Genomic DNA, 14785 nt, shown 5'->3' with positions numbered 1-14785 from the left:
GATGGTGGAATGGTTACGGAAGAAGCGGGGAGATCAGATGCGAAGCACGGTGGTTGCGAGAGACTGATGCGGGGGCGAACTCGATTCGAGAGGCTGATATCGGTGGAAGATGCGTTGGAATTGCTGGCTCACGGCCGGCAGTGTAGCCAGCGCGTGGTCAGCCAGGAGATGATGGTCCACGAGCAACGAAGATGACTGGGAGCCGGACTCGACCCCCAGAGTTTTGAAGGCGTCGCACAATTGCCGAGCCGGTTGCTCAGTGGGGGTCGAACACCCATTCGACATCGAGGCATCGGAGGTTCCGGACAACGGGATGAGACAGGCGTACGCATTGAAGCTGAACGCCAGCAAGAACACCACGATGGTCCCGGCGAGAAAAGACCGGGAGCAATGGGAACGCATTCGCATGGCGTCAGTCTATCCCTCGTCCAGCTTAACAATCAACGGTATTTCTAATACACAATTACTCGATCGGCGGACGCAAACACATCTACCATCTTGGCCAGCGGAACGGGAGTCACTGAAGAGGCGACCCGTGCTGGATCAATGTTGTAGAGCAGCATCATCGTCTGGTTGCCGTAAACCTCGACGCCCAGCTTGTTTTTGAGAACATCGAAGTACTCGCCGTAATTGTGCGGGACCTGCTCCAGCGGGACGCCCATCTGTTCGGAAAGGCTCTGCCGCTCTCGCTCCGGCAAGCCAGCGCGATCCAGTGCAGTTGACTCGGAGCCAACGAGCTTCCTGAACCACCCGAAGCCTTTTGTCACCGACGTGACAGCGCTCGCATCCACCAGAATCGTCACCTTATGCCCGGCCTTCACTGCTGCCCACGCCACGTTAGGGACCGCACAGATCTGGGCGTCATCCAGGGCCAGTGAGGTTTTCATGTGGATCAGGATTCGCTTGGCGGCGACTTCTTGAGCCGATACTGGTGACAGCCACATCGCCACAACGACCATCGCGAGCATCATTACATGAGCGTAGGACATGCGTTTCATCGTCGGGTTCCTCCTCTTGTTCCTGTTGGTTGGATTGTTCTTACGCGGCACAGCACGACAGCTTGCTCACATCCTTCTTGAACGTCAGCGCGGCCAGCTTGAGCCCTTCCACCATCGTCAGGTATGGATGAAATGTGTCGGCCACGTCCTGCACAGTCAGCCCAAACCGGATGGCGAGGGTGGCCTCCTGGATCACCTCACCCGCTTCGGCTGCGAGAACGTGTGCGCCCACCAATCGCCCGGTTTCTTCCTCAGCGACCAGCTTAATAAGGCCTTTGGTATTCCTGGACGCCCGCGCCCTTGGGACATGCTCAAGCGGTAGCAGCGAGGTGTGCACGCGAAGCCCTTTCTCCCTCGCTTGTCGCTCGGTCAGACCGACGCTCGCGATCTGCGGATCGGTGAACGTGACGTGCGGCAAGGCCGTGAGATCGAATACTCTACCGACGCCGCTGAGCGCGTTTTCGGTTGCCAGTCCACCAGCATACGCGGCGACATACACATACATGGGATCACCAATACAGTCGCCTGCCGCGTAGATATCGGGATTGCTCGTCTGCAAGTGGTCGTTCACCATGATCTCGCCCTTGGCTCCCAGCCTCACCCCAGCCGCTTCCAGCCCAAATCCACCGGTGTTGGGGCGCCGGCCAGTGGCAACCAGCAGGCGTTCTGCCCGGCAAATCTCCGGCTTCCCGTTTGTCTCGGTGTGCACGAAGTAGCCTCCATCTCGACGCTCGACCTGATTGATTGTGATGTTCGTGCAGATCCGGACCTTTTCATCTTCCAGGTAACGAACGAGCGCTTGCCCGATCTCCGGTTCCTCCGCTCTCGCCACGTGTGGCCCGCTTTCCAGCACCATCACTTGGACGCCGAATCGCGTGAAGAGCTGGGCAAACTCCAGGCCGATACTGCCTCCGCCGATGATGATCAGCGACGCCGGAAGCGTCTCCAGGCCGAGCGCCTGCTCGCTAGTGAGAAAACCGGCTTCTTGAAGCCCCGGTATCGGCGGCGCCCAAGGCGAAGAGCCTGTCGCGACCACGATCTTCTCCGGCTCATAGGCGGTGCCATTGACGCGCACATGGCGTCCGCCCAGAAGCATGGCGTCTCCTTTCAGAATGGTGATGGTGGGATAGACTGCGGCCACATCGACATATTTCCCTTGGCGCAACGCCGTCACCAATTCGTCTTTCTGCTGCACCACGCGCTGCCAGTCTGAAGGAGGCGGGCAGGCGGTCAATCCTTCAAACCGCGGATAGGCCGAGTGGTAGCAGAGCTCGGCCGCTTTGATCAGCGTTTTGGAGGGCACACAACCGATATTCACGCAGGTCCCGCCGATGGTTCCTTTTTCCACAATCGCGACTCGAGCACCCAGCTCTGCGGCCTTGATGGCCGCGGCAAAGGCTGCCGACCCGCCGCCGATCGTCATCAGATCGTAGTCCCGTCCCTTGGAAAACGGAACCAGACGAGTTGGCTCAAGCGGCCGACGTTCCACAATCACGCCGTGATAACCTGCTTTTCGGACTGCGTCCACCAAGGCGTGATCCCCTATCTCGCCGCTTGCCACAACCGTCGCCTGTCCCGTCCGCCAGGACCCAACTTGCGCCTGCTCAACCCCGAGCACGGAGTTCAGCGCCTCGGCGACATGCCGTGCGCAGCCGTCGCAGGTCATTCCTTCGACTCGTAACCGTACGTGGACTCGATCGCTCATGATAGCTCCTCCTTTGTGAAACACAGGCTCGGTTGCTACCCGGTCCGTCTTACGCACTTCCTCTCAGCGCTTCATGACCGAAGCGGATCGGCCCCGCGAAGTTCGTCCCGCCCATCCCGATAACTTCCTCTCGCAGATTGAACACCGGCCTGCCGTGGTTCCTCACGGTGGTTTGTACATCGTAGATGAGTCGATCCGCCTTAACCGAGGAGGGTAGACAAACCGTTTTCATCGACGATAGTGACGGTGCGGCCATTGAGGCGAATCAGACCCTGGTTACGAAACCGGCCGAGGCCGTTGCTCACCGTTTCACGGCTGCAGCCGATCAAGTTCGCCAGGTCCTGGTGGGTCAATGTGGTCCGAATACCTCTTGACTCCTCGCTCTGGCTCAGTTCGAACAGCAAATGAGCCAACCGCGCCGCCACAGTCCGGCACACCAAGTCTTCGATGCGGCTGTGGGTACGCCTTAACCGTAAACCGATCAACTGTGTCAGCTTCAAACTGATATTCGGATATTTTGCAAGGTAATGGCGGAAGTCTTTCCAGGGAAGAACGCAGATCACGGCATTGCCCAGTGCTTCAGCTGCTGTTTCGCGCGGCACTCTTTCCAGCGCTTCCAGCTCTCCAAAAACGTCCCCCGGCTCCAGGATTTCCACGGTCACGACTTTGCCGCCGGCACCGATGTTCGTGAGGATGATCCGCCCTTGTGTGAGTAGGTACACGTTGCGACTGGGATCTCCGGGAAGGTAGAGCGGCTGTCGCTTTTTCACTTCCTGCATGCGGGCGATTCGTTCCAAGTCCTGTACCTCGGCCGCTGTCATTCCATCGCACAATCGGATGTGTTTGAGATCGCAGAGCGTGTTGGGGGCGGCGTGTGGACGGTCCATGACGTTGATGATGGTTCGGAGCCGTAGATGGCTCGGTTCCCCGCCACAAGACGTTGGATGCGTCCTCATGTCGTCTGCTTTTCCGCGCACCGCCGGTATCACTCAGGCCTCCAGAAAATTAGACCGCGTTGAATGTTCCCACTCGCTCCCCTGGTGCACTCGCCGACTTACGGTTGCGCAATTGCCGGTCAATCGGTTTATCGGCTTAACAGGTCGGGGTCGCGCAGAGGCATAGGCCCTCCCATTCACGGTGTCACGGAACTCTGGCTTGATGAGCGCTTCGACCGTCTCGTGAGCCACCGGCTTTCCCCGCTGATTGCAGGAGTGGCAACGCCCTGTCTGCTTCTGTACAGGCCTCGGCTGGAGATTCCGGCAGCAATCATCCATGCTTCGCCTCACATGTTGTGTCGGCAGCAGAGGTCGTTTTCGAATCTGCCGCACAACACTGATGTCCGATGCTGGCCCGTGGTCCAAACAGTCCATAGACGATCATCGCCAGAAACACGACCAGCGCTGGGAGCAAGACGTAGTCCAGATAGCCTGTCAGCGCCACGAGCCCGAGCGCCCCGAGCAGCACGACGAGTACCGGCGTGACGCAGCACAGCGCGACCACGGCTGCCCCGATCTCACCGGCCCATACCCACCGCTTCCGTCGGTTCTGGTCCATCATGGTCTCATTTTTGTCTCGCTACTCAGGTGTTGATCCATGTCCGATCTGCCATGTGGAGGTGTGTCCTCGCTGACCGCCGCCATCCAATGAATCCAGGGTACACTCTGTACTGGAGTCACGAGTCAAGTCGCTGCGCGGCGGGCTATACGCGCGTCTTGCGTCTTGCCTGGTACCGTTCGAGGACTCGGCGTTCCGCCTCGACCCAGTGCTCAATGTCGTGCCCGTGTTCATAGCTGCACTGGCAGAAGAGCGTGTAGGCCAGTTGCTGAATTTCTTCGCGCAGCTGGTCTTGGTCCGGTCTCTCCGACTCAGTCTTCTTGTCGACCGTCTTGTCGTGGTTTTTGTGTGCCATCCCGCCCTCCTTTGTGGAATCACTCTCTCGCTGGTTGAAGACCATTGGCCCAATCAGGCTTGTGAAAGTTCAGCCCGTCGTTGCCAGTGGTGGACCGGCTTCCCTGTGCAGCGCCCTGCGCTTCTCTAACCATTCGAGCGCGGCGATAACAAATTGTGCATGGCTCCACGTCAGTGGCGAGACGGAGAGCGGTTCTCCTGTGTAGGGATTCACCTGTTCCGCAAGGACCCCCGACGGGAGCGCGTGATCGGCAACCCATTCCAGGAGCCTGAGCGCCTCTTGGAGGTCGGAAGTCTGCTGAGCGCGAGTAATGAGATACTGGGCCCACCAGAGCGTGCAGATGAACCAGGGATTGCCGGGTACCTGTTGACGATCACTCCGCTCCACCTGGTGGTAGGCATCACCCTCATACCGAGCCACTCCGCCGATGCCGGTTTTCACCCACAGCCGCTCATGGACTGCCTCCATCGTGGACTCCACCAGGGGGTCATTGGGAGCGAGAACGCCGAAGTACCACAGGGCGACAAGGCTGGCGTCGATCGTCGTATCCAACTCATAGTCTCCCGATGGCGTAGGGTACGCGGCCCGGGCGAACCGGTTGAGATCATGATGGAAGAGGTGCCGCCGCAGGGCCTCGGTCATGTCGTCAGCGACGAGGCGGTACTTGGTGGCCAGGTCGGTTTCACCGAAGGCCCCGGCGAAGTTTGCGGCGGCGCGCAGCCCGGCGATGACCGTCGAGACCGTGAAGGTGTGGACGCCACGACGCTCCTCCCACAAGTCATAGGACGGCTCCGGGAGTTTTGTGTCCTCATTGCGGTAATGCGCGAGGAACTCGGCGGCCCTGACGATGAGGCTGCGGTACAGGGGCTTGATGAACTCCACATCGTGAAAATGTTCAAAATGTCGCCAGAGCGCCCAGACGACGAGCGCCGTCTCGTCTTCCTGGATCGGGAGTTCAGGATGCCCGTCGCGCCACCAGGGATGCCAGGAACTGCCCACGGAGCCGTCCGGACTGAATTTATGGAGGAAGTACCCCTCCGGCTCGATGATGCGGGCGCAGAAGTTGAAGAAGCGTCGCGAGATTTCGGAATACCCGGCTGTGATCAGCGCTGCCGCGACGAAGGCGCCATCCCGCGGCCACAGATAGGAATAGGTGTCCCGCGCGAACAGGAACGTGTCGGTGTCATTCGCGGCAATGATCGCGCCGCCATTGTCAATTTGCGTGCGCACAATCAGTAGGCTCTGCTTGAGCAAGCGGAACACCTTGGCCGACAGCTTCTCCCATGCAGGACACAGGCCCTTGTTGACCCACAGCTTCCAGTAGTTCTCAGTGCGCCGGAGCAGATTTTCCGGTGTCTTCTCCCGGACGACCTGGTCCAGAGTGACCACTTCTCGGTAGGTGGTGCCGGCACAGATCCAATAGTGCACAACCCCCTGACCATGGGCCGGCACCTGGAGGGCGATCCCGACCGTGGAATCCACGGAGCCATGGGCAATAGCGTTGCCCGAAAGGCGGCCATCCTCGGCGTCCTTCCAGGTCCCTTCGAGTCCTTGCGTTTCCTTGAGCCCGCAGGCGTAATATTGGACCCCGCATGCGGTGGGATTGCAGCAGTTGAGCAAGAAATATCGCCGGCCCTTGTAGTGAATCACGGCTTGAGTCCGGGGGTCGAAGTACGCGGTATCGCCCACCTCCGTGCCGGAGAGATGGAAGTCGTGGCTGAAGAACAGGCGCACCTCGCGTGGCTGGTCAGTGGGGTTCTTTACGATGATCTTTTTCAGATAGACGTGTTCATGGAAGTCCACGGCATCGTGGCAGAGCAGTTCCAGGCGGAGGCGCTCCTGCATCGCCTTCACGTCCGTGACCAAGGTGTCCGGAAGATAGCGCCGCTCTATCAACCACTCTGGACCCATCGCGCTCCACTGCCCATCGACCCAGATGCCGAACCGAAACGCATGGCCCACGGCATGGTTCTCCAGGCCCACGTGCGGGAAAAAGAGATCGCGGATGCGATACTCGCAATCAAACGCCACCAGCAGCGAGCCGTTTCCGACCGGAATGTCTCTCGGCATAATGACGTGACCTCCAAAAGTGAATCCCGCCAGAACCAGTGGTGAGTCTCCCACGACAAGACCGAGACTCAATAGCGCCATCTTGACGGCAGGAATACCGAAAATCCGACATAGGGGAGCACCGCGTTGATGCCGGTATTTCGCTCTCCGAGATTTGCATTCGAAATATGATGGAACCGCACGCCCATCGTCCACGTGATGCGGTCCGTCACAAAATAGTGCGCACCGGGACCGGTCTCCAAGACGAACTCGAACGGCGTGCTCTGCTCGGGAATGCGCGGAGCGAGGTTCGTCCAAATCATCCCGGCCCCTGCGTGCCAGAACGGCATCCACCGCCCGAACGAGAGGAAGTTGTACTTCACGACAAACGACCCTCCCGCCGCCTCGGCCGCGAACGGTTTGGTAAACCGGGCGAAGAGCGGTTCGACCAACAGTTCCACGTTGCCCTGCCACCAGCCGGTCCCCAGTGGATCGGTCAGCACCATCCCCACGCGCGGCAGGACGAGCACCGCACTTCGATTGGCCGACGAACCAGCGCCAATCGCCGTCGTGCCCTGCACGAATCCAGTGGCCACTCCTGCTTCGATGGTGCCGCGCGTCACGACGTCGCGGGCCTCGAAGGACGATTCCGCCACCGCCACCCCGCCATCGATCCAGAGCATCGCGCTCATGACTGCTGCGGCAATCAGAGAGGCGCGACCTTGACGTCGCAGTTTGTCCGTTACCCTTCCAGGCGTTCTCTGTGGGGTCAGCCTGTGATTTCGGCCGCCTTGCTTTTCTGTTGTTCGCAGGGCCTTGCATCCTACCTGTTCTGTTCATCACCGGATGATGCCGTCGTGACCTTTACGCGTTGGAAACGGTGAAGAAGGGAATGCGCCTCTCTAGCCCGAAAGGGAGTGAGGCGATCGAGCCACGCGTTACGGCGAGTGGCTGAATTCCACGTTCACGTCTTTGCCCAAGTAGTTGACCAACACACCCTGCTTCTCGTAGTTCAGCACGGCCCCCATCACGTTTTCGTCTCCCACCTCTTCCTTGCCGAGGATCTTACGGACGTCGTCCGGACTTTCACTGGTCAGCACCCTTCGGAACAGCCCTCGGGTCCTCGCCGCGAAGCGGCTGTTGATAAAGATCAAATCCACCTTGCCGTTCGTCAGCCGCACCCCGGCCATCGGCCCGACCGGCTTCCGCTGATCCAGCAACAGAATAAACATTGCCTCCTGTTCAGCCTTCACACCGGGAATCTGCTCATGCACCAACCGATCAGAGGCGGTGGTCTCAGGATCGCCGAGAGTGACGCCGAACAGCGAGATCTCGCGGCTCGTGAACGAGGCCGCATCCATCACGTCGTGTTGACTCAGTTCGTAGGGCTGGGCGTAGGCGACGCCAGCGGTTGCGGCGAAGAAGACCATCGCCAGGGCACCTTGTCGCATCCAGGTCATCTCGTCCCCCTTCCTCGCTTGAAGTTGCGGATGCTGGTCTCTGACAAGGGCTCCTTGTGTCACAGGCGCACTCGGACGCAGGGTCATGGCGTGCCGCTTGTCCGAGGAGCCATCTCCAGTTTCTCGATCATGCTCTTCGCTCGGGGATCCGTTCCTCCGGTTTCCACATAGTGGCGATACGCTTCAACAGCCTTGGAGGCATCCTTCAGACCATCAGCATAGAGATCCCCCAGGGCCAGATAGACGTCGCTATAGCGTGGATTGACGGCGAGGGCTTGCTGGAAGGCCCGCTCCGCTTCGGGGAACCGGCCCTTCCGTTGCCAAATGAGCCCCAGCGTGAAGTGCGAGTCCGGATTCTCCGGCGCATGCTTCACCGCCAGGTTCGCCGCAGCCAAGGCCTCGTCCAATCTCGGAACGAGGTCCAGATAGATATAGCTCTTCAACACGTAGGCCTCGCCGAACGTGGGGTGGTACGCGATGGCGTGATCGAGCAGCTCAAGCGCCTCCGCCGGCGGGCGCTGTTTCTGCAGCAGCGAGAGGGCTTCCTCGTACAGTTCTTTCGCCGTCGCCAGCCGTTCCGCGTCCGTCGTCGGGGCCTTCGCAAAGAACCGATGTTTCCGGCCCTCGATGAAGATGACATCGCCATCGCCGTCGATCTGGGCAAATTGAGGATGCTGCCGGCCGACGGTCCGCGCTTCGATGACACGCCGGACATAGGCGGCGAGCTCGGAGCCCATGAGCCAGCCGTTCTGGTTCTCATCGGCGGCGCCCTGCAAACCAGACGAGAGGACCTCGACGAAGAGGCTTGCTTGCTTGCCCCGCGCCGGGACCTCTCCCTTGTCGGCTGCGGTCAGGACTTGCACGGCGCGTTTGTCCGTCTCTGTCTCAGGGGAGAGGCGACCTTCCAGAGACAGTTGTTGGGACGGAGTCACTTCCCATCCGCGCAGGCCGGCATCCAACAGAAAGACCACATGTTTCGCCATCGCTCGATTCGCGAATTCCTTCAACTGATCCAGCGAGATGGCCTTTGCCGGGGTGCCGACCTGAGCATCCCACGGCACTAGATAGCCCAGATCGTGTCCATGTCGATCTGTGGTGACCCCGGTGTGGCCGGCAAAAAAGAACACGACCCGGTCTTGGCGCCCGACCTTCTGCAACAGTTCATGAGTGAGGAGGTGCTGGACGCGGCGATAGCCGGCGTCCCGATCGTACAGTTCCAGGATCTCATCGAACCCCAGCTGCTTCAGCGCGTCCGCGACGGCTTTGCCGTCGGCGACCGAGCCAGTCAACTTCGGTGCAACCAGATAGTCGTCGACGGCGACAATCACCGCCCAGGATTTATAGTAGAGCCCTTCAGGCCGGCCGAGTTGGGCGGAGGCGGGCAGCACGCTTCCCAACAACAGCGCGAGCATCAGGACGTGGCGACTCACCGTTGACACGTGTGGCACTGGACGCCTCCTTCAGCGCAGTGGGATGTTCTCTGCGGTGCTCACGATCGGAATGGGTTGGAAGACCGGATCCTGGGTTCCCTTCGTCGATTCCGCCTCGATACGTTGGAGAAAGTCCGGTGGGCCCGTGACCGGCGCGTAGTTCAACGAGACCTCGACATCGAACGACCGCGTGTCTGTTGGCGTCGGGAACGTGAAGGTTTCGAGACGAGTTTCTTCCGGCTTCAGGACCGTGTCGCTGACAACCTTGACGGCTTTGAAGTCGAAGACCGTTGGCTCGCCGTTCGCATCCGCATAGGTTCTCCCGTAGACCCGCTGGTCGTGAAACACCGTCTTGAGATTCTTACCCTTGATCGTCAGGTCGAGCACCACGCTCGCCCACCCGGGATGCGTGGTCGGCAGATTGTGCGGCACCAGGTTCCGGAGCGTGACGGTCACCGTCGTCTGGGCCCCCTTCACCTGGGTCACGACGTCCAGTTTGGCCGCGTCCTGCCGCAGCTTGCCCAACCGCCCTGGGAACGAATGGTTGGCGATCGTGCGTTTCTTTTCGCCGTTGGCCGATTCGCCGACCTGTCCGGGCATGTGACAGGTCTGGCATTGCTTCCCGGATTTGACCGACGCGCTAGTGGCCCAGCTTCCCAACAAGTCGTTCTTGTTCCCCAGGTTCGTTGCCATCGGCACGGCGAGATGACAATTGAGACAGAGATCGGTTTTCCGGAACAGGTCAAGATCCATCGACTGATGGGCGAGGTTGGAGACGAAGTCCTTGTAGGGGCCGTATAGGGTCTTGCCCGTGACATATTTCGGGACCGGCGGTTGTTTGGTCCGATCCACGTGCTGGATCAAATGGCACTGCGCGCAGCCGACCCCGTCGATGGCGGGGTCTCCCGACTGAGCCTGTGTCACGAATGTTTCCGTGTGCTCCGGAAATTCGTTAATATGCGGCGCGTGGCAGCGGAAGCAGAGGGCCTTGTCCCGTCCGCCCGAGAAGGTCAGGTATTCGTTGAGCATCGCACGGAAGGCCGGGGAGTGAATGGATCGCGACAGCGGGGAGGCTTCCCACTCTTCATAGGCCCGCTCGTGACAGCGCTTGCATTTCGCGGCCAGCGGAAAGGCCTTGTCCAGGCCGGTCTTGGCTGCCCCGTCCTCCGCCCCTTGAGTGACCGGCACGACGCTCCAGATAAAGAAGCCGCTGAGGATCGCGACGAATCCGAAGAGGCCCACGGCAGTGCGACGATGGCTCATGGCATCATCTCCTTCCCTTCGAGTGCACGGCTGCGAAAGGTGAGCAGGGTTGGCAGGGTATACTCCGTCAGGAGCCGTTTCGCCTCCGCTCGTTCATGATCGGAGGGGAGTGAGGTTAGATACCGTTCCAGCAGAGTGGGATCCGCTTCGGGCAGGAGGGCAGAGGAAAGCACGGCCTGGATTCGAGCCGGTCGTGCACCGGCCTGTACCGCCAGTGTGAACGGAATTCTGCGCGTGGTGCCGCCGCGGATCAGCGGATCGGGGTTTGGATTGCGCAGGACTTCGGCATAGGACGAGCCGAAGCGCTTCTGCTCCTCGGCGACAGTTTTCCCGTGCCCGTCAATCGCGGTGATCGTGAGCACGAACTGTTTCAGGAGCGGATCGCCGCCGGGGAAGCTATGCGGGAGACTGCCGTTCCGGATCAGGACGGTCCCGGTCACGCGCTGTGTGGAGCCGGAGACCTCGATATCCAGCCTGGGCATCCACTCGGCTTGCAGATTCCGATTCTTCAGCATCAGGGCCGGGACGATGACGCCATGAAATTCGTGCCGTCCGATGGGCCGAGTCATGGCCCCCCGCTTGGACGTGGCGCTCCCGGTCGACTGCTCCATGTGACAGTCCTGACAAACCGTGCCCTGCAGAATTTCACCGGGCAAATCCGGCCTGGTGACGTCCTTGACCTTGTCGAAATGACAGGCGGCACAGTAGTGCGCGCCCCGGTATAGATCTGATTGCTGCGCGGGGTGCACCAGATTCTCCTCCGGCGACGGGAACGGTCCGAAGAAGGCCTTGCCAGGTTTGAGCGAGAAAGTGGGGGGCGAACTACCGTTCTCCGCATGGACGTGGTCTACGGCATGGCAGGTAGCGCAGCTGATGCCTTCCACGGTCACCGTGCCGCTGAGGACTTGGCGGGCAATCTTGTCGGTGTGCTGCGGGAACGCCGTGATGCTCGGGACATGGCAGGACAAGCAGCGCGTGCGTTGGTCCCCGGTCGGTTGCGTCTGCAGCCACAGACCGAACACATGCTGGAACAGGGGCGTCGTGATCGCCGTCCCATGCGGAAATGTGAGGTCCACTCGGGGCGGGGCGTTTGAGCGGATCGCCCGCTCTCGCCCCACGGTCCATTCGCCATCCTGCCGATCGTGGCACTGCCGGCAATTCTCCGAACGGGGAAAGACCTGCTCGATCTCGCGCACCCAGTGCGTGTCGCTCATTGGTCCCTCGGGCGGCTCCATCCGCGGAGCCGTGATTGAGTTTTCGGCCGACAACCCTGTTCCCAGCAGCAGTACCCCGAGCGTTCCAAGCAGCAACGGCCATCGTGTCATTGCCATCATGCAACTCCTTTTATAGGGACGGGAGTGGGTCCAGCACGAGCTGGAGCCAGGAAGACACCGCCTTCTGACCGTTACGCTCTTGAATGCCCCCGTCCCAGACGGCCAGGACCAGAGCCTGGGCGCGGCCCGGCCCCAGAGGCGCCTCATTTTCCTGATCCACCGTCGTCAGAGTCCTCGTCATGACGACGTGCCACCGACCGTCTTTCCACAGCGCCTTGCCCTGGACCCGACCTTGATATTGGGTCGGCGTCAACGTACTGAACCCGCCGCCTAGGAGTGCTTCCACCGACGACACGCGTCTCGGGATAGTCTCGAACCGGCGGACTCCCCCCAACTGGTCGGGGCTGTGATCACGCGCGGCCCGCAGATCGATATCCGTTTGCCAGTCCGCTTTCCACTGCCAGATATTGACGTAATGATCGAGCTGCCCCATGCAGAAAAACGCGGGCGCATCGCCGAGAGCCAGGCCGAGTGCGACACTATCTCGAAACGTGCCCGGGGTGATGCGATCGTTTTTGGTGCGATCCTCCCACGTGAGGTGGAACGCGATCTGTTTTCCGTTGTGCACGGAACGAACAGCGATGGCAGATACCGAGGGCTGAGGCCATGCCGGTCTGGTGATTACCTGCCCGCTGAGCGGCAGCGTGAGCGGAGTGATACGGTCCCACGTGGGATCGTCAGGAGTGGCCGGCACCGGTCCATCGACCTTGTGAGAGCGCACGAAGAGACCTTGCGAGCTCACGGCGGGAATCCCGATCCAGGTGAGGCCGGCGGCCATGACCAGCGCCAGGGCCAGCATACGCCGGGCATGATGGAGCCAGGGGTCTCGTTTAACAATCCGTCGTCTAGAAAGGGGCATCACTCCTCCGTCTGTTTTCCTGTCGGCCATCGGAAAGCCTCCCGGTGGTGGATTCCGATGTCACCGCGTCTGAGCAGCCGCAACTACTCGGAATCGAGCCTCCGCTGTATGGGTGTACGCATCGACCTGGTCGCCGAGGTAGAAATCCACCCGGTAGACACCGATCGGCCACCCATCCTGCGGTCGCTTCAGCCGCACATAGCCTGATTTGTCATTGAGTGTCAGCATCGCCGTATCGGTGCCGATCAGGGTGTTCGATAGTTCCCGTTCGGCGCGTTCCGCCATCCAGCGAGTGTTGAGGATGATTTCGTCGGAGGGCACACTGGTCAACGTGAAGACGATGATGATCTCGGGGTCGTCCGGCGCAAAGGTATCGGTGGGCGCAATGGGGATGAACTCTTGCAGTCCGGTCGGCAAATCATCCTGCACGACGCCCCGCGCTGGTATCATTTGCCGAAACCATCCTTGCGCGTAGCCCACTTCAAGCGGAGCCACCTGAGTTGGAAGAGGAATCGCCTCGGGCAATGGCATGCTTGAGTCGAGGGCGGGCGCGGGATCCGTTTCCGATCGCGGGCGCATAAGTTCAATGGTGAGCTCGGCAGCCGGAACAACCGCCGTTGTCTCGCTCGCCGAAATGCGCCGCCGGGCATCATCCAGCGCGGCCTGGACGGCGTTCACGTCGGGAAACGTCATCCCGTACCCCTCCTCCTTCTGCCAATTTTGTATTTCCAGCACGCGTTCGAACCGGCTCACGGCCTCTTGCCAACGGCCGAGCTTGACCTGGCAGAGGCCGATCCGATACAACGAGTCGGGATACCACTCGCCGAACCTGCTGACGCGAATGCCCGCACGGAACGCGGCGATAGCTTCTTCATACCGCCCGAGCTCCATGAGGGTGAGCCCAAGGTCATAGTGGATTTTATAGTCCTCCGGCATGATCGCGAGCACCTCTCGCAAGGCCGGTTCGGCTTCCGTATGCCGCTCCGCTCGCATCAATTGCCACGCCTTGTCGCGGGTCAAGGCCCATCGTTTCCCGCGCATCGCCATATCGACACCGGGAATCGCGATGTTCTGATTGGTCACGGCGCGCCGTCCCTTGTCGCTCGAATCGCCCCTCACCAGACCCAGCAGGTTCTGTGCGGCCGCCGCTTCAGGGGAAGCTTTCGGCGCACGGGCCAGCACCGTCTCAACTTCCCGTCGCGCCTGTTCGTACCGCAACACGTCATAGAGCGCCCTCGCATAGGGTAAGCGATAGGCCAGGTGGTCGGGGTCGAGTTCCGTGGCTCGACGAAAACTGTCCGCCGATTCTTCCAGCCGATCGACGTTGCGGAGAGCTTTCGCCAGGCGGAGGCGGGCCAAGGGATTCTCCGGATCGAGCCTCGCGACTTCCTGCAAACCGAGAATCGCGCGATTCTGATCCCCCATGCGATCGAAGAGACTCCACATGGCCCAGTGAACATCCAGAGCATTCGGCGCCAGCTCGGCCGCGCGGCGGTAGGCGGCCAGGGCTTCCTGATTTCGGCGGTTCGCGGTGAGAAAATCTCCATAGGCTTTGTGAACCCGATAGTCATTGGGGACAATCCGCAGGGCTTCGTCAAAGCGGTCGGCAATATCCTTCGAGCGCCCCTGCTGCCAGGCCTGATTGAGCTCGGCAATCAGACCGGAGAGATCCTCTGTCGCCGTGGCGACTGTGTGCGGAGTGAGCGAGAGCGCCAGCACGATTCCCGCCGCAAGCTGTGAGCGCAACCATTTCATGTTCATCCCCTTGAACCGTATCG

15 protein-coding genes are annotated in these 14785 nt (G+C 60.8%); all 15 read right to left on the bottom strand.

Annotated elements, in window-relative coordinates; genetic code table 11:
• Positions 1-33 precede the first annotated feature (33 nt).
• Complete coding sequence (locus tag NITMOv2_RS19400) at positions 34-408, bottom strand: hypothetical protein (protein ID WP_145976439.1); 375 nt, start codon at positions 406-408, stop codon at positions 34-36.
• A 44-nt stretch (positions 409-452) separates the two neighbouring features.
• A complete protein-coding gene (locus NITMOv2_RS19395; RefSeq protein ID WP_053381433.1) occupies positions 453-998 on the bottom strand; it encodes a hypothetical protein in 546 nt (181 codons plus the stop codon).
• Between the two features lie 40 nt (positions 999-1038).
• Positions 1039-2703, bottom strand: a complete 1665-nt coding sequence (gene merA / locus NITMOv2_RS19390; protein WP_053381432.1) for a mercury(II) reductase — start codon at positions 2701-2703, stop codon at positions 1039-1041.
• Positions 2704-2903: 200 nt separating this feature from the next.
• On the bottom strand, positions 2904-3482 hold the full coding sequence (locus NITMOv2_RS19385; RefSeq protein ID WP_238590398.1) for a Crp/Fnr family transcriptional regulator: 579 nt from the start codon (positions 3480-3482) through the stop codon (positions 2904-2906).
• A gap of 210 nt (positions 3483-3692) precedes the next feature.
• On the bottom strand, positions 3693-3977 hold the full coding sequence (locus tag NITMOv2_RS25195; protein WP_420799877.1) for a hypothetical protein: 285 nt from the start codon (positions 3975-3977) through the stop codon (positions 3693-3695).
• Positions 3970-4257 (bottom strand): mercury resistance system transport protein MerF, encoded by a 288-nt coding sequence (gene merF / locus NITMOv2_RS19380; RefSeq protein WP_053381430.1) that lies wholly within the window; start codon positions 4255-4257, stop codon positions 3970-3972. Before merF ends, NITMOv2_RS25195 begins: the two co-directional genes overlap by 8 nt.
• Before the next feature lie 145 nt (positions 4258-4402).
• Positions 4403-4612 carry a DUF2934 domain-containing protein gene (locus NITMOv2_RS19375; protein ID WP_053381429.1) on the bottom strand — a complete coding sequence of 70 codons (210 nt, stop codon included), beginning with the start codon at positions 4610-4612 and terminating at the stop codon, positions 4403-4405.
• 69 nt (positions 4613-4681) lie between these two features.
• Positions 4682-6682, bottom strand: a complete 2001-nt coding sequence (locus tag NITMOv2_RS19370) for a glycoside hydrolase family 15 protein (RefSeq protein WP_053381428.1) — start codon at positions 6680-6682, stop codon at positions 4682-4684.
• 68 nt (positions 6683-6750) lie between these two features.
• Positions 6751-7353, bottom strand: a complete 603-nt coding sequence (locus NITMOv2_RS19365; protein WP_083448217.1) for an acyloxyacyl hydrolase — start codon at positions 7351-7353, stop codon at positions 6751-6753.
• Between the two features lie 246 nt (positions 7354-7599).
• Complete coding sequence (locus tag NITMOv2_RS19360; protein WP_145976438.1) at positions 7600-8112, bottom strand: hypothetical protein; 513 nt, start codon at positions 8110-8112, stop codon at positions 7600-7602.
• A 92-nt stretch (positions 8113-8204) separates the two neighbouring features.
• Complete coding sequence (locus NITMOv2_RS19355) at positions 8205-9569, bottom strand: tetratricopeptide repeat protein (RefSeq protein ID WP_145976437.1); 1365 nt, start codon at positions 9567-9569, stop codon at positions 8205-8207.
• A gap of 12 nt (positions 9570-9581) precedes the next feature.
• Complete coding sequence (locus NITMOv2_RS19350; protein ID WP_053381424.1) at positions 9582-10814, bottom strand: multiheme c-type cytochrome; 1233 nt, start codon at positions 10812-10814, stop codon at positions 9582-9584.
• A complete protein-coding gene (locus NITMOv2_RS19345; RefSeq protein WP_187299279.1) occupies positions 10811-12148 on the bottom strand; it encodes a multiheme c-type cytochrome in 1338 nt (445 codons plus the stop codon). Before NITMOv2_RS19345 ends, NITMOv2_RS19350 begins: the two co-directional genes overlap by 4 nt.
• Before the next feature lie 10 nt (positions 12149-12158).
• Entirely contained in the window at positions 12159-12947 is a 789-nt protein-coding gene (locus tag NITMOv2_RS19340; protein ID WP_053381422.1) for an ethylbenzene dehydrogenase-related protein, read from the bottom strand.
• 120 nt (positions 12948-13067) lie between these two features.
• The gene (locus tag NITMOv2_RS19335; protein WP_187299278.1) at positions 13068-14762 is read right to left on the bottom strand and encodes a tetratricopeptide repeat protein; all 1695 of its coding nucleotides are present in this window, start codon (positions 14760-14762) and stop codon (positions 13068-13070) included.
• Positions 14763-14785 lie beyond the last annotated feature (23 nt).

This window comes from Nitrospira moscoviensis (assembly GCF_001273775.1).
Classification (GTDB): domain Bacteria; phylum Nitrospirota; class Nitrospiria; order Nitrospirales; family Nitrospiraceae; genus Nitrospira_D; species Nitrospira_D moscoviensis.
This window is presented reverse-complemented; position numbering and strand designations above follow the sequence as displayed.